Annotated in this window: 17 protein-coding genes; 5 read left to right on the top strand and 12 right to left on the bottom strand. The window is 41.6% G+C overall.

Annotation, left to right across the window (positions count from 1 at the left end; translation table 11 throughout):
• Positions 1-74 precede the first annotated feature (74 nt).
• The 4 genes from ABD772_RS04425 to ABD772_RS04440 all read right to left on the bottom strand — a co-directional run bounded on the left by ABD772_RS04425 (position 75) and on the right by ABD772_RS04440 (position 2,219).
• Positions 75-437 carry a hypothetical protein gene (locus ABD772_RS04425; RefSeq protein ID WP_345101234.1) on the bottom strand — a complete coding sequence of 121 codons (363 nt, stop codon included), beginning with the start codon at positions 435-437 and terminating at the stop codon, positions 75-77.
• Positions 438-465: 28 nt separating this feature from the next.
• Positions 466-834 carry a hypothetical protein gene (locus ABD772_RS04430; protein ID WP_345101235.1) on the bottom strand — a complete coding sequence of 123 codons (369 nt, stop codon included), beginning with the start codon at positions 832-834 and terminating at the stop codon, positions 466-468.
• 153 nt (positions 835-987) lie between these two features.
• Positions 988-1,374: a hypothetical protein gene (locus ABD772_RS04435; RefSeq protein WP_345101236.1), complete on the bottom strand. Its 387-nt coding sequence runs from the start codon at positions 1,372-1,374 to the stop codon at positions 988-990.
• Positions 1,375-1,445: 71 nt separating this feature from the next.
• Positions 1,446-2,219 (bottom strand): XRE family transcriptional regulator, encoded by a 774-nt coding sequence (locus tag ABD772_RS04440; protein ID WP_345101237.1) that lies wholly within the window; start codon positions 2,217-2,219, stop codon positions 1,446-1,448.
• Positions 2,220-2,302: 83 nt separating this feature from the next.
• Between ABD772_RS04440 and ABD772_RS04445 the strand changes: the two genes are divergently transcribed.
• Complete coding sequence (locus ABD772_RS04445) at positions 2,303-2,659, top strand: GIY-YIG nuclease family protein (RefSeq protein WP_345101238.1); 357 nt, start codon at positions 2,303-2,305, stop codon at positions 2,657-2,659.
• 85 nt (positions 2,660-2,744) lie between these two features.
• Here ABD772_RS04445 and ABD772_RS04450 read toward each other — a convergent pair whose 3' ends face one another.
• From ABD772_RS04450 to ABD772_RS04480, 7 genes are all read right to left on the bottom strand, one after another.
• Entirely contained in the window at positions 2,745-3,350 is a 606-nt protein-coding gene (locus ABD772_RS04450) for a fasciclin domain-containing protein (protein WP_345101239.1), read from the bottom strand.
• Positions 3,351-3,387: 37 nt separating this feature from the next.
• Positions 3,388-6,534, bottom strand: coding sequence for a tolB protein precursor (locus ABD772_RS04455; RefSeq protein ID WP_345101240.1), 3,147 nt, complete (start codon positions 6,532-6,534; stop codon positions 3,388-3,390).
• Positions 6,535-6,576: 42 nt separating this feature from the next.
• Positions 6,577-8,898, bottom strand: a complete 2,322-nt coding sequence (locus tag ABD772_RS04460) for a penicillin-binding protein 1A (protein ID WP_345101241.1) — start codon at positions 8,896-8,898, stop codon at positions 6,577-6,579.
• Between the two features lie 113 nt (positions 8,899-9,011).
• Positions 9,012-9,350 carry a TfoX/Sxy family protein gene (locus ABD772_RS04465; protein ID WP_345101242.1) on the bottom strand — a complete coding sequence of 113 codons (339 nt, stop codon included), beginning with the start codon at positions 9,348-9,350 and terminating at the stop codon, positions 9,012-9,014.
• Positions 9,351-9,369: 19 nt separating this feature from the next.
• Entirely contained in the window at positions 9,370-11,904 is a 2,535-nt protein-coding gene (locus tag ABD772_RS04470; protein ID WP_345101243.1) for a GH92 family glycosyl hydrolase, read from the bottom strand.
• 64 nt (positions 11,905-11,968) lie between these two features.
• A complete protein-coding gene (locus tag ABD772_RS04475) occupies positions 11,969-12,745 on the bottom strand; it encodes an amidohydrolase (protein ID WP_345101244.1) in 777 nt (258 codons plus the stop codon).
• A 49-nt stretch (positions 12,746-12,794) separates the two neighbouring features.
• A complete protein-coding gene (locus ABD772_RS04480; protein WP_345101245.1) occupies positions 12,795-13,949 on the bottom strand; it encodes a methionine aminotransferase in 1,155 nt (384 codons plus the stop codon).
• 346 nt (positions 13,950-14,295) lie between these two features.
• Here ABD772_RS04480 and ABD772_RS04485 point away from each other — a divergent pair, with 346 nt between their 5' ends.
• The 4 genes from ABD772_RS04485 to ABD772_RS04500 all read left to right on the top strand — a co-directional run bounded on the left by ABD772_RS04485 (position 14,296) and on the right by ABD772_RS04500 (position 17,704).
• Positions 14,296-15,261, top strand: coding sequence for an ABC transporter substrate-binding protein (locus tag ABD772_RS04485; protein ID WP_345101246.1), 966 nt, complete (start codon positions 14,296-14,298; stop codon positions 15,259-15,261).
• Positions 15,261-16,127 (top strand): ABC transporter permease, encoded by an 867-nt coding sequence (locus tag ABD772_RS04490; RefSeq protein WP_345101247.1) that lies wholly within the window; start codon positions 15,261-15,263, stop codon positions 16,125-16,127. Before ABD772_RS04485 ends, ABD772_RS04490 begins: the two co-directional genes overlap by 1 nt.
• Positions 16,128-16,139: 12 nt before the next feature.
• Positions 16,140-16,931: an NIPSNAP family protein gene (locus tag ABD772_RS04495; protein ID WP_345101248.1), complete on the top strand. Its 792-nt coding sequence runs from the start codon at positions 16,140-16,142 to the stop codon at positions 16,929-16,931.
• A gap of 149 nt (positions 16,932-17,080) precedes the next feature.
• Positions 17,081-17,704, top strand: a complete 624-nt coding sequence (locus ABD772_RS04500) for a TMEM175 family protein (RefSeq protein ID WP_345101249.1) — start codon at positions 17,081-17,083, stop codon at positions 17,702-17,704.
• A gap of 100 nt (positions 17,705-17,804) precedes the next feature.
• On the opposite strand, the gene ABD772_RS04505 is transcribed toward ABD772_RS04500, so the two are convergent.
• Positions 17,805-19,226, bottom strand: a complete 1,422-nt coding sequence (locus ABD772_RS04505) for a DUF3943 domain-containing protein (RefSeq protein WP_345101250.1) — start codon at positions 19,224-19,226, stop codon at positions 17,805-17,807.
• Positions 19,227-19,364 lie beyond the last annotated feature (138 nt).

Genomic DNA, 19,364 nt, shown 5'->3' on the forward strand with positions numbered 1-19,364 from the left:
TGCTGAAAATTTCAGCTAAAATAAAGAAAGCCCCGGTTAACCGGAGCTTTACTTTTATAAATGTGAGTTTTTTATTAATTGCCGTTTTGCATTTGCTTCATGCGCTCTGCGCGCGCGTCAACTATTTTTTGATATTCTTTAGCCTGATCAGCAGTTAAGATTGCTTTAATCTTTGCGTCAGTTGCCGGCATCATTTTCATATAAGCGCCCATCATTGCTTGTCTGTCGCCGTTTGATGCCTTCATTAGGCTGTCACGTTTTTTTCCTGCTTCGGTGTATACCGTAGTGATTTTAGTGGCCTGATCGTCGGTGATACCCGCAATTTGCTCTTTTAAACGATCGGTTTGTTCTTTCGGTGTTCTTCTGCCGCCGCCTTGTGCGAAGCTAACTGCGCTTACGCCTATGATAAAGGCAAATACCAATACTAATTTTTTCATGGTTGTTGATTTTGTCGGTTAATATTGACTAGTTACCGTTCATCCGTGCTCTCATTTGTGCCATACGCTTGTCGGCCCACGTTTGGTATTCTTTAGCTTGATCAGCAGTTAAAACCGCTTTAACTTTAGCGTCGGTTGTGGTTTGCATTTTCATAAAACCAGCCATCATTGCTTGTCTGTCATCGCCGGCAGCTTGTCTTAAGCTGTCACGAGATTTAGCCACTGCAGTGTAAACTGCCAGTAGTTTAGTGCTTTGGTCGGCTGTAACACCGCTAACGTGTGCTTTCAGTGTGTCTGTTTGAGCCTGAGGGGTCATACGCATACGGCCACCGCCCTGGGCAAAGCTAACTGCGCTAATTCCTAGAACGAAAGCGCATACTAATAATACTTTTTTCATGTTTTTTGGTTTGTTTTGATTTGGTGATATATAAAGATAGCAGGGTTAATCGAACATCTTACTGTGTAACTTAAATGTTGCTATAAAGTTTTAGAGGTAGCTATAAACAATAAGAGCGGCCCTAAGCCGCTCTTATTGTTTACGTTATAAAAATTAGTTACCGTTTTGTCTGGCAGCTTGTCTTGCTGCCTGGTCGGCTAATTGTTTTTTGAATTTTTCTGCCTGATCTGCAGTTAAAACAGCCGTGATCTTATCATTGGTTGATTTTCTTAATGCAGTTATAGCGGGGCGTATTGCTTGTCTGTCGCCATTGCTTGCAGTTCTTAAACTATCCTGCACTTTAGCCTGAGCAGTGTATATTGCCGTAACTTTAGCAACCTGATCGTCAGTGAGCGATAACTGTTCTTTAAGTCTGGCGGTCATTTGTGTAGGGTTGCCACCTCTACGTCTGCCACCATTTTGGCCGCCATTGTTATCCTGGGCGAAGCTAATTGCACTAAGTCCTAAGACGAAAGCGCATACTAATAATAACTTTTTCATTTTTTCTTCAGATTTAATTTTTGGTGTTATGATAAAGATAAATGAATAAAGTTTAACCAATAGTATGTAACTTAATTGTTGCCTTCTAACTTAGCTATTGATCTTTGCATCTGCGCCATCATTGTAGTCAGGCTTTCCATGGTGGGTTCAGGGGTAGGAAGAGGCAGATGAGTGGATATATATGCCTTAGCTTTCCACACCTCCAAAACATCTTCGCCGTTAATTTCGTAGGGGTCATACGCAGGGTTATCAGACACTAGTTTCAGCTTTTTGTTGTCCTTAAACTTATTTCCAATACGTTTATAAACCACGCCATCATTTTTTGAGATGACGACATAAGTTTCATTGGCTTTAATATCGCCCCAATTCTCGACATATTCACCTATAATAGTAGTACCCGAAACAAGCGGTAACATCGAATCGCCTTTAATTTCAAAGCCACGGTAGGTGCCTTGCTTAAACATTGGTAAATAAAGCTTAGGCAATTGCGCCACATATTCAGGGTCGGCATAACCATTCATATAGCCAGCGCTGGCTTTTAGCGGCACCATTTCAATATTTTCATTATCCTCCTTATCAACAGATATACTCAATACGCGCAAGCCGCCGGCATTAGCTTTGGGTTTTGCTAAAAATTTTTCGTCAATCGTCTCATTTATGAAATCATCAACGGTAATTTCAAAGAAGTTTGCTATTGTTTTTAGCAAATCGTATTTAGGTTCGGCTCGTTCTTCCTCATATGCACCCACCAATGATCTTTTTATACCTACCTGATCAGCAAACTGTTGCTGTGTTAAACCCTTGTTTTTTCGTAAGAATTTAATATTTGATGAAATTTTTGTCATAAAATTTGCATTTACTAAAATTGTTAGTATTTTTATGCTCATAAAATTAGTAATTATTTTTTAAACAGCAAATTTATTATCAAATGAAACGTTTTATTTATATCATCACCGACAGAAACCGCAATAATTTACACGTGGGCCTTTGCTCAGATTTATTAAAAACTGTGAAGTTTTATGAAGAAATGCCCACTTTATTTTTTGACAGCGCCAAGCAACTAAACCGTTTGGTTTATTTTGAAGAGATAAATTCTGAAGAGTTGGCGATGGAACGTTTTAAAACGGTAAGCACTTTTACCAGGCCGCAGAAAGAAAAAATGATCAGACCGGTAAACCCTAACTGGATTGATCTGACCATCGGCTTAAATTATGAAAGCGGCTTGCGTAATAAAACACAATTACGCCCAGCTATTAATAATCGTCGTAATGCTGTTATAGCTTAAAATAAGGTCTGCTATAATTAAAGTGCAGAACTAACCATCAAATGGGAGGCAGCGGTTGTAGTATTGTTTTATAAATGTATCCCTTTTATATGTCTTTAAACTTAGGAATTAACACGGCATTTATTATATGAAGTACGCCGTTATTTTGTGTGATATCAAATTTGCTTATGACGCTTTGCCCGCCGTTCTCATCAATCAATACAATGTTCCGGTTAGCATCTAGCTTTGCCCTTAATTTATTGCCGGTTAGTGTAGTAAATGTAGCTGTACCGTTATGTGTATTTATTTCGTGTATGATATCCTTAGCTTTTAATATACCCGGAATAACATGATAGGTAACCATTGCAATTAAATCAGGTAACCGTTTTGTGTTCAAAAGAGAATCCATTTTGCCCCGGGGCATCTTAGCAAATGCATCATTATCGGGTGCAAATACCGTTAGCGGCCCCCGGCTGCGGATAGTCTCACTCAAATTAGCAAATTTTATAGCTCTATAAAAACTCCAAAATTCAGGCGAATTGTAGATGTTTGTCGTGGCGTCATCAGTATGCAACATTTTTGAGCCTTCGTTATTTTTCAATGCCAACTGCGTGTTTTTAGCTATTTGCTGAGATGAGTCGACAACATTGGCCTGGGCAAATAAACTCCACGAGCCCAATAATAATCCTATAGAGAGAACCAGTTTCTTCATTACATTATATAACCGTCAAGATCGTGTTATGTTTAAATTACCATCCCGGAGTAAATCCTAAACCAAATACGGGCTTATTAACATCATTACGATTAAACGGAATCGCCAGGTAAGGCTCTAACACAAAGTAACCAAAGATGTTTACGCGCAAAGATAAACCTGTACTTAAAGCCGGTACATGCTGATTGGTATTATAAATACCATTACCGTTTGCATCGGTACCAACTCTGTCTGGTGCCATTTGGAATTTTACCTGATTACCTGAGCTCCAGGCTAAACCTGCGTCAAAAAAGAAGTTAAGCTCTGAAAAAAAGAATTTAGATTTAACGGCTGATAATTTTTCGGGACCGGTAAATGGCAAGCGAACTTCAAAATTAGCAATAGCTGTGCGGGTTCCTGACAACTGATCAATAGTAAACCCATTACTTGGCTTACCGTTTCCATTGTAAAATGTCTGCGCTTCATAACCTCTGATCAGGAACGGGTAGCCAATATAAAGCGGATATAAACCGTTTGAATTGCCAAATCTTCCATAACCGTATAAGCGTGCCGCAAAAGTAACTGGTTGAACCCTGATATACTTGCGGATGTCAATAGTTGGCGCAAAAAATTGATAGGTACCAAAATCGTATTCGGCCTCTAAGCGGTAACGATAGCCATTAAGCGGTGACGCAACACCGAAGAAAGAGTTATCACCTACTAAGGCTGTATTAGCCTGGAAAACTGTAAAAGGTTTTAGCTGCGTTCCGCCATTTAGCGGGTCGGAGTTATAATCTGAATTAGATATGTGATTTTTTGAATAATCAAGTACCTTACCTAAGGTGTCATACAAAGTACTGTAGCGGTCAACCCGGTAGTAGTATTGCGAAGCGCCCCCGCCAAATTCAATGCGAGTTGATTTTGAAAGCGGGTAGGAGGTGAAAAGCGAAGCCTGATCTTCAAAAATGCGAATGATATCGTAACGCTCCTCAGTTACCGGGACGGTGGTACCGCCAAAATTATGCGTGGTAGCAACTACATTATAATTAGCAAACTGATAAGGGATATGTGATATGCCGCCGCCAAAGTTCCAACGGCCGGTCTGGTTTATATAAACTACCTGCCCGCCAAAGTCATAGACCTCGCCATTGATAGCCACACCTGCGTAGATTTGGTTACGGCCAAGAATATCGCTAAATACACCTTGTACGCCACTTGCCAAACCTGTACCGTACGAACTCACCGAAGCACCAATACCGCTACTTGCCAGATAATCTAACTTAAACTTGGGTTTATAAGGTATTGAGGCGATTGAGTCGCTGGGTATTTTTGGATACGCCAGGTAATTATTAAGATTTGAGTTGATCAGATCTACACCAACTGCACGTGCCGGCGGTAACATAGCCGCTTCAAAGTTGACATATCCAGCTTCTACGGGCTTAGGTGTAAAGTCTGATGCCTTTGCATTATACAACGAATACTTTTGCGCCCTGTAGTAAGAATAAACAATATCATTATTAGCAGATATGCTTAATGCCGGCGAAAATTCAGTGATACCGCAAATACCTGTAAACAGGTCGGTCATTTGCTCAACTTTGCCAGTCGCAATAGTATAGCGGTACATGTTGCGGAACCCATCCCGGTTTGACAGGAAATAGATTTGCGTCCCATCTGAAGAATATTGTGCATTCAGATTGTTAGCGCCATTAAATACCGGTAAGTTAGTGATCTTCCCAGTAGCTAAATCATATTCGGCCAGATCAAATGTAATATCCTGCGATGTGGTTTTATCATAAGTGGCACGGTCGCTTGAAAAGACAATCCTCTTGCCATCTCTTGAAAAGCTTGGCTGATAGTCTGAATACTTATCGTTGGTTAATTGCCTGATTTGTTTTGTACTAAAGTTATACAGGTATAAATCACCCTGACCTTCAGCTAATCCCTGAAATACAATCTGGCTACCATCCGGCGACCATGAAAGGTTGCTGAACTGCCCGGCTTTGCCCATCGAAATATCTTCCAGTATGCGTCCGCTTGGTACTTCAACTACCAGCATGCGGTTGCGGCCTTTAGCAAATACGCTGAATGCGAACTTCTTTCCGTCTGGCGACCAGGTGCCGGCCGACTCAATAAAGTTAAATTCGTCAATATGGGTGTTAGATACCTTGCTGGTTAACTTCTTGATAACCGTCCCTGTTTTTGCATCCGCCAGGAAAAGGTCGATCGTAAACAGGTTTTTCTCGGACAGGAAGGCCAGATATTTGCCATCAGGACTAATAGCCGGGGCGATGTTCATCTTGCCTGCGTTTTTATCGCTTACTATTAATTGTCCCACAGGTTTCTGTATGGTATCTTTCAGGAGAGGCTTATAGGTGGCTTCAATGGAATTCTTCCAAAGTTTGGACAAGGTTTTATCGTCATAACCAAATGTGCGCCTTATGCCATAAGCTAAACCAAAACGAGCGGTGTTTTTAAAAAAAGGCGTAATAATAGTATCGCCATAGGTTGAACCAATGAAGCTCCAGAATGCCTCGCCATAACGGTATGGAAAATATTTGTTGCTTTCGGTCAAATCTTTAACCGTTGGGATGTCATGGTTAAGGTAAGCATCACGCATCCACATGGCGGTGTATGAATCCTTTTTTCCCAGTGACAGGTATTCGGCCATGCCCTCAATCATCCACAATGGCAGGTTATTTATGTTTTCATAATTATTATCTTCATGCCCCAACAGGATGTGGTACTGAAAGGCATGCACCAATTCGTGGCCAATTACATGGCGGGTCATCTGGTTGTTCTCCATCACCGGCATAACTACCCGATTTTTCAAACCTTCGGTAATACCGCCTGTGCCAACATCTATCTCGCCATCAATGGCTGTAGTTTGTTGGAAATCAGGGTGGTTAGCATAAAGGATGATAGGGTTGGCTCTCCGAAAGGTATCTCTGAAAACCTGCTGATGTAAGGTATACCACAGTTCGCTTTCCTGTGCAAACCGCCTTATCATACTATCATTTTTCAGATAATAATACAGCTCAAAGTGCGGCGTTTTATAAACCTTAAACTTTAAGTTTTTATAACGTACCTTATTTTGCCCAAAGTATTGGGCCTCAACCCCGGGGCTAACAAGCAGGCAGCCAATAAAACACAGCAATACCAATAAATATTTTATCGATTTATTTAAAGCGGATAAATTTTGATTCATGTATTGTACCTCGCCGCTAAATTAATAAATAGACTTTAATATTTACTGCTGATTAGTACCCGTACCTGTTGGATTGACATCCGGAATTATGGCGGGTGGGTTCAGCGTATCTACAGGCATGTCTAAACTATCTGTAGAGGTAGTATCTGTTGATATTCTTGGCGACGGACAGTCATAGCTTTTGGTGATCTTAACCCACGGTTTAGGAAACGGTCCATAAGTATAGCCGGATTGTTTATCGGCATAGACCTTCTCCATAAAAGCGCCAAATATTGGTAATGCAGTATGTGAGCCTTCACCGCTCTCTGAAGTAGTAAAGTGCACACTGCGATCATCTGCTCCAACCCAAACGCCCGTAACCAGGTCTTTAGTGATACCCATATACCAACCATCGACATAGTCTGATGAGGTACCGGTTTTACCGCCAATCTGGTTGTTCTTTTTCCAGAGTCCATTATACTCCCACAAGGCCTGTGACGTACCGCCAGGTTCTTCCATACCGCCGCGGAACATATAAAGCATTAGCCAGGCAACTTCTTCGCTGATCACCTGCTCCATTTTGACCGTAAATTCCTGGATAACATTACCGTCATGATCAGTAATTTTAGTAACCAGCAACGGATCGATCTTTTGACCTTTATTCAGGAAGGTGCTATACGCGCGCACCATTTCATAAACCGAAACATCATTTGATCCTAACGAAACCGAAGGCACAGCCTTCAGCGGGCTTTCAATACCAACTCTATGTGCGTATTGAACAATTTTATCCCAACCAACTTTCTCCGTCAATTGCGCGGTGATTGAGTTAACCGATTTACCCATGGCCCAGCGCAATGACATTTCCTGATAGCTGAAATGGAAATCAGCGTTATTGGGTTCCCAAACCTGCTCTCTGCCTTCGTCAGTATATTTTATGGAAACAGGCTGATCGGTAAACTTGTCGCAAGGGGTATAGCCGTTATCCAAAGCAGTTAAATACGCAAAAGGCTTAAAGGTAGACCCAGCCTGACGTTTGGCTTGATTTACGTGGTCGTAATTGAAATATTTGTGGTTGATACCGCCCACCCAAACTTTGATTTTCCCGGTTGATGGCTCAATGGTCATCATGCCGGTATTCAGGATACGCGCATAATATTTTATCGAGTCAATGCTGGAGAATGTAGTATCCTGCTCGCCTTTCCAGGTAAAAACCTTCATGCGTTTAGGCTTTTCAAAATAGCTATTTATCTGAGTGGTATCGCCGTGATATTTGGCTACAAGCATTTTATAAATGGGTAATTTCTGCTCGTTCTTCGACACAAAATCTTTGATCTCATTTCCTTTCGAGTCTCTCCATGGGTTTTTGTTTCCCCAGATGTTGTTGAAACGTTTTTGCAACATCTTCATCTTTTCGGCAACCGCTTCTTCAGCATATTCCTGCAAACGAGAGTCGATAGTGGTATATATTTTCAAGCCATCTTCGTACAAATCATAATCATTGTCCTTACACCATTTTTTTAGCCAACGCTCAACTGCTTCGCGGATGTAGGAGTCGCCATGCGAATCGTCTTCTACATAACTCAAATTTAAACCGATGGGTAATTTACTGTATTTGTCATAATCGGCCTTACTCAAATAATTGTATTTTTCCATCTGGCTCAGTACCGTATTACGGCGCTCTAAAGAACGTTCAGGATTATTAATAGGGTTGTAGGTCGATGTCGCCTTCAGCATACCTATCAAAGTTGCCGCCTCAGCGGGCGTAACTTCATTCGGCGTTTTATCAAAGAATTTCAAGGTCGCGGTTTTTATACCGAAAGAGTTATTTCCAAATGGAACGGTATTCAAATACATGGTAAGTATTTCCTGCTTGTTATAAATGTGCTCGATCTTATAGGCCGTTAACCATTCTTTACATTTTGACACCAATGTACGTACCAGTGGTAGGTGCCCAAAAACACCTTGCGATTTGCGTTTACGTGTAGCAAACAGGTTCTTGGCCAACTGTTGAGTAATGGTACTGCCGCCGCGTTTGTCCCCTTTGGCAGTTGAGAGCATACTGGTAAAGAAAGAATAAAAGTCCACACCGCCGTGTTTGTAGAAGCGAACATCCTCGGTAGCTACCAGGGCATTGATAATACTGGGCGAGATTTCTTTAAACTCCACCGGCGAGCGGTTTTCATGGTAGTATTCGCCAATAAGTTTGCCGTCAGCCGTATAAACCTGCGAACCTACAGACATCGTCGGTGTCTTGATATCATTCATATCCGGCGAATAGCCAAACAGCCATAAAAAGTTTAATTCTATAGCACAAAAGAAGATGATTATGGCGTAGATGAAGATGACAAAGTATCTCAGGTATTGGTTTTTTATACGTCTGAACATTCGGTAAAGATGTAAAATTAATGGCTCAATATAACAGCCGGTTTATAAATAGGTAACAACGCAATTTTAACAGTTAAATTTTAGGGAGGGGGTGCCTGCACAAAATTTTAGGGTTATTTTTTTGTGGCGCGGGCAAATTTATTAAACGCTAAAGATTTATCAATCCAACTCTCAAATTCTTTTTTTGTTTTCATAGCCACGGGGCTTACATATACAAAATCTTTTAACGGTTTGCCGTTGCGTATCATGCCACGCACACCATTTAACTCCAATGCCTCTTTATATTCGGGGCCAATGCGGCACATCATTTCTTCTGCGCTGACGCAGAGGCACATTTTTCCGTCCACCATAAAACAAAGTCCGCGAAACATCTTTTTTTCTTCGATATTTTCAACACCACGCTCAATAAGTGCTTCGCGAATTCTGTCAGCTAAATTTTCATTATAAGCCATGTGTGTTTACTAAATGAGGTTAAAAGTTTGCCTCCGTTACAAAGCTTGATTTTCTATTGCGTACGGCAATAGCTTTAATGATCATTTTTGAGGTAACCGGAATAGCTTTGCTGTAAACAGCAGATGAAATAGTAGGCGTTGAACCGTCAGTAGTGTAATAAATTACATCAGCCTCCATATCGTTGCTTTTGATCTCAGCCTGAGTTGGTGGCGCAAAGGTTTTCAGCAAAGTAATAGTTGGATTAGGCACAATCAGGTTATCAGTTATATTTGAGGTCGATTTTTCAAGATCCTGCATAAATATTTTATTGGCTAAGCGTCCCGTAAAGACTTCAAATTCACCGCCGTTGGCTATATCGTCATAGTTTAAATAAAGCTTGTTGTAGGCTTTTTTGTTAAGATTGATGCCCTGCAAGTAAATATTATTGCGCGCTACCGAGCTTCCTGAATTAAGGATAGTAAACTTCTTCCCATTTTCAAGATGGATCACTGCACTTTCAAACTGCGGCAAACCAATCTGGAACTGCTGTTGCCCCGGTGCTATGTTGTAGATACCCAGGGCGCTCATCACATACCAGGCCGACATTTGTCCGCAATCATCGTTACCGGCAAGGCCATCGGGTTTGTCGGTATATTGTTCGTCCATGATGCGGTTAACATAAAATTGGGTCTTATCAGCATCGTCGGTAAAATTAAAAAGGTAAGCCATGTGGTGGCTCGGCTCGTTGCCATGCGCGTACTGACCAATCAAGCCTGTAATGTCAGATTGCTTGATACCGGTAAGCGGGGCAGTGGTAGTAAATAGTTCATTTAATTTAGCACTGAAACCTGCTTTGCCGCCCATGCGGTTAATCAAGCTGTTAACATCTTGCGGCGCTAAGAACGAATACTGCCAGGCGTTACCCTCTACATAGTTTTTATTGACCTCGTTGGGGTCGAACGGTTTGTACCAGTCGCCGTTTACACGGGCCTGCATAAAGCCGTTATCTTTGTTCTGCACGTTTTTCCAGTATTGTGCGCGTTGAATATATTCGTTGTAATCAACCGGCTTATTCAGCATTTTAGCAAATTGGGCAATACACCAATCGTCGTAAGCATACTCTAAGGTTTTAGAAACAGATTCCTGGTTCTTATCGGCCAGTACCGCCCCGTTTTTGCGATAAGAATCCAGCCCAAATTGATTTCTGTTCACCGATGCTTTCATGGCGTCCAGGGCTTTTTCGGCATTGAAATCGCGAATGCCTTTGGCATAGGCATCTACAATAACGGGTATGGAATGATTGCCGATCATGCAATAAGTTTCATTCGAAGCCAGCGACCAGATCGGCAGCAATCCCTGCTGATCATATATCGCTAAAAAGCTTTTAATAAAATCAAGCGTACGTTTTCTATCGATAAGTGTCAGCAGCGGATGCTCGGCGCGGAAAGTATCCCACAAAGAAAATACGGTATAGTAATTAAAGCCATCCGCCGTATGTATCTTCTGATCCATACCCCGATATTGACCGTCAATATCACTATAGATATTGGGTGATAACATGCTGTGGTATAAGGCGGTATAAAATATCGTGCGTTTACGCTTTCCGTAATCAACGTCTGCCGGTTTTGTATCTGACGGACGCCCGTATCCATAAGCGGCCGATTGCTCTTCTTTTGCTTCAGGTCCGCCACCTTCTAACTCAATTTTTGCCAGGGCGTTTACCCACTGGGTTTTGGCAGCCCGTTGTACTTTCTTGAAATAAAAATCAGGCATCTCGGCATCCAAATTTTTTAATGCCCCTTCGGCACTTACCGATGAAATACCGACCTTTGAAATCACCTGGCCCGGATTATCAAAGCGAATATAGAGTTTGATGTTCTTACCCTCAGCTTTTTTCAATCCGTCCTGTAGCTCATCATTAACCGCTATACCATAGGCTTTAAACGGCTTAGAGAACTTGGCATAGAAATATACGTGCTGATCGTTGGCCCAGCTTCTTGACTCGCGGTAACCACGAATCTCATGGTCGTTAATGATCTCCACCCATGAGTTTAAAACCTGGTCACGGTGTTTCAGGTCTATAATAATGTTAGCTTCTTTGGTAGACGGATAATGGTAACGGTGCATGCCTGCACGTGTAGAAGCAGTCAATTCAACATTAATATTGTATTTATCCAGCGTGGTCTTATAATAGCCCGGCGAAGCAAACTCGTTTTTCTTTTTAAACGGCGAGCTGTAGTCAGTATTTTTAAATTGCGGTTTGCCTGTAGTAGGCATAAACAGTATGTCGCAATAATCAGCAATGCCGGTACCACTCAGGTGGGTATGCGAAAAGCCATAAACCACAGAGTCGGTATAATGATAACCCGAGCAGCCGTCCCAGCCTTCTAAACGGGTATCCGGACTTAGCTGAACCATGCCGAACGGCACTACTGCACCGGGGTAGGTATGCCCGTGGCCACCCGTACCAATAAACGGGTTAACGTATTTTGTATAATCCTTTTTCTTTTGTGCCGATGAGGTAAGGCTAAAAGCCAGTAAACCAAATACTAAAGCGCGGGAAATCTTTGTCACTTTGGGTGAATTAGTTAAAGCTGCAAATTAAGAAAGTTTACAGTTTTATTGACAGGAAAACAGGTTAAATTAGGTTAAATTTTTCGGCATCCTTTAAAAAAGGCATAGCGCGGCGGGTCTTTATTACCTCATCACCAATAATAGTAAAGGTATAAACGTCCTCTTCGTCGCGCTTGTAGTAAACCACGTTGCCATTAGGGTCAATACAGGTCGAGTCGCCCGAATGGTAAACCTCATTGCCATCATGGCCGACACGATTAACGCCGATCACGTAGCTTTGATTTTCGACCGCGCGGGCGGGGATTAAGGTGCGCCAGTGTAAAGCGCGGCGTTCAGGCCAGTTGGCCACAATCAACAACAGATCATAGGCCACATTAACGTTGCGCAACCACACCGGGAAACGCAGGTCATAACAAATTGCCGGGCAAATTTTCCAGCCCTTAAGTTCAACAATCAACCTCTTTGCACCGGGGGTGTAAGTATCATGTTCATTACCAAGGGCGAATAAGTGCCTTTTATCGTAATAATTGCAGGTACCGTTAGGCAGCATCCAGATAAGGCGGTTATAGTACTTGCCTGCTTCCGCAATAATCAAACTGCCGGTAACCACGCAATCAAACCGTTGAGCTATTTTGTGCATCCACTGCATGGTTTTACCGCCCATAGGTTCGGCCAGGTCAGGCGCGTTCATGGTAAAACCAGTGTTAAACATTTCCGGTAGGATAATCAGGTCTGTCTTTTCGCGGATGTTACCGAGCCGCAGTGCTATGTTTTGTAAGTTTTGGTCAATCTTTTCCCAAAATAAATAACCTTGATATATAGTAATTTTTAAATTCTCCATAGCAAATTGGGTTTCGGCAACAATGGTTAACTAATACGCGATAATTTTCTCAAAATTTAAAATCTAACAATCTATTAACGGCGTCATCTAACGTTTCTTGCTTTTTAGCAAAACAAAATCTCAAAACTTTATGATCCGTGCCCCGGGTATAAAACGCCGAAGTTGGTATGCAAGCCACGCCAGCCTCTCTGGTTAAGCGCATTGCAAACTCTGTATCAAACTCCTGGTTTAGGTGCCCATACTTAACTGATTGAAAATAAGAACCATATGAAGGTAGTAATTCAAATTTAGTTTCCGCTAGTCCTTTCCTGAAATAATCTCTTTTTTGCTGAAAAAAAGCAGGCAACGACAGGTAGGTATCCTCATCTTTTAAGTACTGAGCAATAGCTTGTTGCACAGGCGAATTAACGCTGAATACCAGGTACTGGTGCACTTTTCTAAATTCGGTCATTAAATGCGCCGGCGCCAGGCAATAACCAACTTTCCACCCGGTGGCATGAAATAATTTACCGAAAGAAGCTACGATAAAGCTACGTTCCTTTAATTCAGGATACCGGGCCATGCTGTGATGCACTTCGCCATCATAAATCAAATGTTCATAAACCTCATCGCTTAAAATTAAAATATCCTGGCTGCGTACAATGGCGCTTAGCTGCTCAATATCTTCCTGATGCAAGATAGTAGCGGTAGGGTTATGCGGTGAGTTCAAAATAATCAGCCGCGTGCGATTAGTGACCAGCTTTTTAACCATGTTCCAATCAATACGGTAATTGTTGGCAGGCTCCAGTTCAAGCGATTTAACAACGCCGCCCATTATCTTGATTGTAGGGGCATAACTGTCATAAGCAGGTTCAAATACAATCACCTCGTCACTAGGCTGAATGACAGCGCTTATTGTGGTGAAAATACCCTGTGTGCCTCCTGCGGTGATGGTGATCTCGGTATCGGGGTTATAAGTAGCCTTATGCAGTTTTTGCACTTTAAGCGATATTTCATCGCGCAGCGCTTTATTGCCCGCCATAGGCGCATACTGGTTATAACCATCTTTCATGGCCTGATTAACCAGTTCTACTAATTGTGGCGAACACTCATAGTCCGGGAAGCCCTGCGATAAATTAATAGCGCCCACCTGTGCCGACAATGCCGACATTGTAGTAAAAATAGTAGTGCCTACCTGGGGTAATTTTGATATAATAGATGTCATTGTTTGCGAAAATAAAGAAAAATGCCAAAAGGATGTTATAGGCGAAATCTTAAGATAAAGTGTAAATTTAATCCAGTAATTAACAAGACCTAGTGTAAACTTTTTTTAGGATGGGTCACCTGTTCATTGATCCAAAAAATGACTTATAAGTCAGTAAAAGTGATCCAAAGTGATCCACTAATTTAGTACATATGTAGTTAATTATCTAATAATCAATTGGTTGTAATTTACAAGCGATCCAATTGATCCAAATTGATACACATTCGTGCGTGGATCACTCATTATTGTGACATAAATATTAATGCCCGTATTTCACAACTCTGTATGGTTTACCTAACTTAGTGGGATGAAAAGATACCTGCCCTTACTATTAATAGCCATTCTCGCATCAGCTTGTCAATCGCCTAAACCCAATGACGGCCCGGTAGTTGGTTTTGTTGACGCTTTTGAAGATGCCACCATATCGCAAGCCAGAAATGGCTTTACCGATGCCTTGAAGAAAGAGGGCTTTAGCGAAGATAAAAAGACCGTTCAGATTGAATATCGTAATGCCCAGGGTAATATCCCAACGCTGACACAGATTGTAAATTATTTCGTGTCAGAAAAGGTTGATCTGTTAGCTACTTGTACCACTTTATCTTCAGTAACGGCAGTGCAAAACACTAAGACCATCCCGATATTTGAAATGGTGTCGCCAACCCCGGAGCGTATGAAGGTTGTGGGTAGAGATGGTAAAGTACCTGCTAATTTATTTGGAGCGGTCGAGGATCTGCAATATATCGATACCTCATTCAGTATCATCCCTAAATTATTAAAACCAAAAGGACCGAAGCTGGTAATCGGTATGATCTATAACGAGGCCGAGCCGCAATCCGCAGATGCCATGCAACGTATCAAATTATTAGCAAATAAGCTGAATGTCACTTTAGTAGCACTGCCGCTAAATACATCAGCCGATGCGCAACTGGTTACTCAGGCTTTGTTAGAGAAAAAGATAGATGCTTTCTTTGCCAATCCGGATAATACGGTATTTGCCTCATTCGAAACCATATTGAAAAACTGTAATGCTGCTAATGTACCCATCTTTACCAGCGAAGCCGGTTTGGTACAACGCGGTGCAGTAGCAGCTTTCGGCGCTGATATTTACCAATGGGGCTACCAGGCCGGCGAGCAGGCCGCCCAATACCTGAAAACTCATACAACCAAAGGGCTAAAGCCTGAAATGGTGAAGGTCAGAAAACGTGTTTATAATCCGGCTGCGGTTAAGAAGTACAATATTGCCATGCCTTCAAATTTTGAAGCTATAAAATAATGAGTTTTTACCTTACTGCTTTATTACAGGGGCTTTGTTTTTCGGGTATTGCATTGGGTATTTATATCTCCATGAAGATATTTAATATACCCGACATCACCACCGATGGAAGTTATACACTGGGTGGGGTAGTAACTGCCGTTTTATTGACGCACCATGTATCTGGCTATTTGATACTGCCGGCGGTGATAATAGCCGGATGGATAGCAGGAGGGATGACCGGACTAATTCATACCAAATTAAAGATTAATCCTTTACTGGCGGGTATCCTGGTAATGACTGCCTTGTATTCGGTTAATCTAACAGTAATGGGGCGTTCTAATTTGCCACTTGTCAGCATATCTTCTATATTTACCTCCTTGACTGTTTTAGCAGATCCTAATCAAAACACAGGCTTGATTTTATTAGTATTTGTGATAGTTATTACATTACTGATCGGCTATCTGCTTAAAACAGATTTTGGTATCGCCATGCGTGCTACAGGTAACAGCGAATCAATGATCCGTGCTTTGGGTGTAAATACCGAGCGAATGAAGATTATTGGTTTAGCGTTGGCTAATGCGCTTACAGCAGTTAGCGGTTATCTTATTACCCAGTTTCAGGGTTTTGCCGATATGAATATGGGGATAGGGATTGTAATAGTGGGGTTGGGGTCGGTTATAGTAGCCGAAACATTGATAAACTGGCTGCGAATTACCTCGGTATGGATTAGCCTGATTTTGGTACTGGCCGGCGCTATCATATTCCAGTTAATATTAGCGTTAACGTTGAGTATTGGCGTTGATGCCAACCTGTTAAAGCTGGTTACGGCGGTATTTGTTTTGCTGATTGTCAGTTTGCCGCGTTTAAACAGAGTGAAAGATTAAAATAAACTAAAAATGAAATATAAAAATTGCCCCATTGTTGTTGTTGCGCTGTTTGTTTTTACAACGTGCTTTTGTTTCGGAATGCACGTTCAGGCTGCACCACAGTATTATTATCAGATCAAGATCTACCATTTTAAAACCCAGGCCCAGGAAAGCCGATTGGACGCTTACTTTCAAAACGCCTATATTCCTGCATTACATAAAGCCGGGGTTAAAAATATAGGCATATTTAAAGTATTAAAGCAGGATAGCCTTGATAAAAAGCTATACGTTTTTGTTCCGTATAAAACCTGGGATGCATTAGAAACTACTGACCAAAAACTGCTTAGTGATAAAACTTACCTTCAAAGCGGCAAAGATTACCTTGAAGCGCCGGCTAATGATGCTGCTTATACCCGCATTGAAACTATAGTATTAAGAGCATTCCCGGGTGCGCCCGAGCCTAATGTACCCAACCTTACAGCTAAAAAATCTGACCGTATTTATGAATTGCGCAGTTATGAAAGCGCTACTGAAAAATATAATGCCAGCAAGGTAAAGATGTTCAATGTTGGAGGTGAAATAGGCATTTTTAAAGGATACAACTTTAATGCAATATTTTATGCCGAAGTTATAGCCGGCAGCCATATGCCTAATCTGATGTACATGACCACCTTTAATGGCTTACAGGATAATAAAGACAAATGGAAAAAGTTTTTTGATGATGAACGTTTCAAGGCTTTAGGCAAAATGCCTGAATACCAAAAAAACGTATCTAAGGCGGAGAGCTTATTTTTGTACCCGACAGATTATTCTGACTATTAAAGTTCAATACATTAAAGTTAAAGGGTTGTTTGTGCTAAACAAACAACCCTTTTTTAATATGGGCAAGGATAGCCTTCGCTAAGCAAGCTATTTGGATAATAGTATTTTAACTATGCGGTTATATTAATATTATTGTGATAAATAATCAGATGCGACCGATAAACGTAAATATGGGGAAGGGCCGGCTTGAGGCATTTAGCGATGGGGTGCTGGCAATTATCATTACCATTATGGTTTTAGAAATGAAAGTACCTGGACATGGCCATAACCAACTTTCAGACCTTAAGGAAATGTGGCCTGTCTTTACCAGCTACATTATTAGTTTTATTTATGTGGGTATTTACTGGAATAACCATCATCACATGTTTCACGCGGTGCGATCAATAAATGGCTCGGTACTTTGGGCTAATCTGTACTTGCTGTTTTGGCTCTCGGTAATTCCGTTTGTAAGTGCCTGGATGGGTGAAAACTCCTTCCATACTGTTTGGCCTATTGTTACCTATGGTTTTGTGTTATTAATGAATTCAATAGCGTATACTATTCTGGTAGTGGTACTTATTAAACATGAAGGTAAAAGCTCGCCGCTGGCTGCTGCTTTCGGTAATGATCTTAAAGGCAAAATATCTATTCTGCTATACGTACTAGGTATAGGGTGTGCCTGGGTAAATACTTATCTGAGCTTTGCATTTTATGTACTTGTAGCCTTAATATGGCTTATTCCGGACAAGCGTATTGAGAGAAAACTGGCCGCAGAGCAGGAACACCTAACCTGATTTATGTAAACCACATATAACAGGAACATATTATTCAATTGATTGGACAAATTGGCCCACACATAGAAACAGCGAAGTCACTAAGATTCGCGTAACAGTTCTAAAAGTTCATGGTGTACCGTGTAGATAACCTCAAATAAGGGTACCTTTTATCTACGTTGGCATAATCTTTATAAACGCCGTGCAGGACAAAGTAGCCCGACTCGACACTGAATGCAAACCCTTTAACTATATTCAACGTGGCCTCGCTCGAAACAGCATGCACAAAATAATGGGAGGGATGGCCATTTTCAGTAACCGTCCAGCTACCGCGATAATTGACGCCATAACTTAATGTATTGAACAAGAGCAACTGTCCTCCGGCATTGAAGGCTGCACCGGTGCCGTAGTCATAATTACGGCCATGTGGCAAGCGTAAATAAGGATCTGGTATAGCAGCTAATAATACCGGGCCTGCGCCAAAAGAGGTAGTAATCTTTGTTTTTTTGCTCAAATCATACTCCGACAAGAAGTTGGCCTGGACACTCTGTCCGCCATAAAAGAAAGCAGAGTTGTGCCAAAAATCATAATTAGCCGATAGGGTAAGTAAATGCTGGAGTTTTTCGTTAGATTTTATTTCCCAGCCAGCCAACGATCCGTAAACACTAACCATATTAACTAACGAACTATCGTCTTTACCTAATTCAACATTGATAGAAATATTACTGAATGGGGTTTCATAGTCTTTATAAGGTGTACCGTAAAGTAGCTTAGCATGCCCATACCAGCCATAGTTTTTGTTATGCAGAATATTGGAGTTATCGCGATTAAATGTGCGCGCACCCAGATCGATCTCTGCAGTTATTTGTGACGAGTCGCGTTTTGAATTTTGTCCGGGTTTTCCCCATTTGCCATCTAATACCCGGTTTATGCCATTGGCTGGATTGATCAGTAATGCAAAAATCTCACTCACCTGCCGCCTGACGCCGGTTTGGTTATTGTTGGCTATCTTATTAGCCAGACGATAGGTCATCTCGCCTAAAACGATACCGCCAAAACTGGTATTAATCAAGTCGTTTACCGAAGGAGGCTGATTTTCGGCCGTACTTTCCCATATGTAGCTACCCACTACCGCCGCAGGCGCCGATTGCCAAAAAGTGTAGCCGTTTGACCTGAAGGCATTATAAAACTGGCTGCCATGAAAAGGGTGGCCAAATTGATTGGTTTGGAAATTGTCATCATCCCAGGTCCAGTTACTAGGGGTAAGGTTATGGCCGACGGTTTTCCAACTTATATTAGCATAATCCGCTTTTTTTAAAAATTTATCCCATGTCCATGGCAATATTTCTGCAGCGCCCAGTTCGATAGCAGCACGCCCAAAATGTTTAGCCCGGTTACGGTTGCCATGCCGGGGTTTTGGAATGCTGTCTTTAATAACTTGTTGCTCATAGGTTACGGCGCCTTGGGCCAAAGCGTCTAACGGAAAAACTGAACCAAGCGCAATCAGGAGTGCTGATAAGCGAAGCAGGTTTTTTAGGGGCATTTTTAAAAAAGTAGAGGTATACGGCATATTAACAGTAAACGGAAAAATAAATACTGATAATAGAAAGCTAAGAAGTAAAAGAATTGTTTTAAATATGTGATTAAAGCACAAAGTTTATATATTTGCGCAGTATAAATT

The sequence above is a fragment of the Mucilaginibacter panaciglaebae genome (genome assembly GCF_039539265.1).
GTDB lineage: Bacteria > Bacteroidota > Bacteroidia > Sphingobacteriales > Sphingobacteriaceae > Mucilaginibacter > Mucilaginibacter panaciglaebae.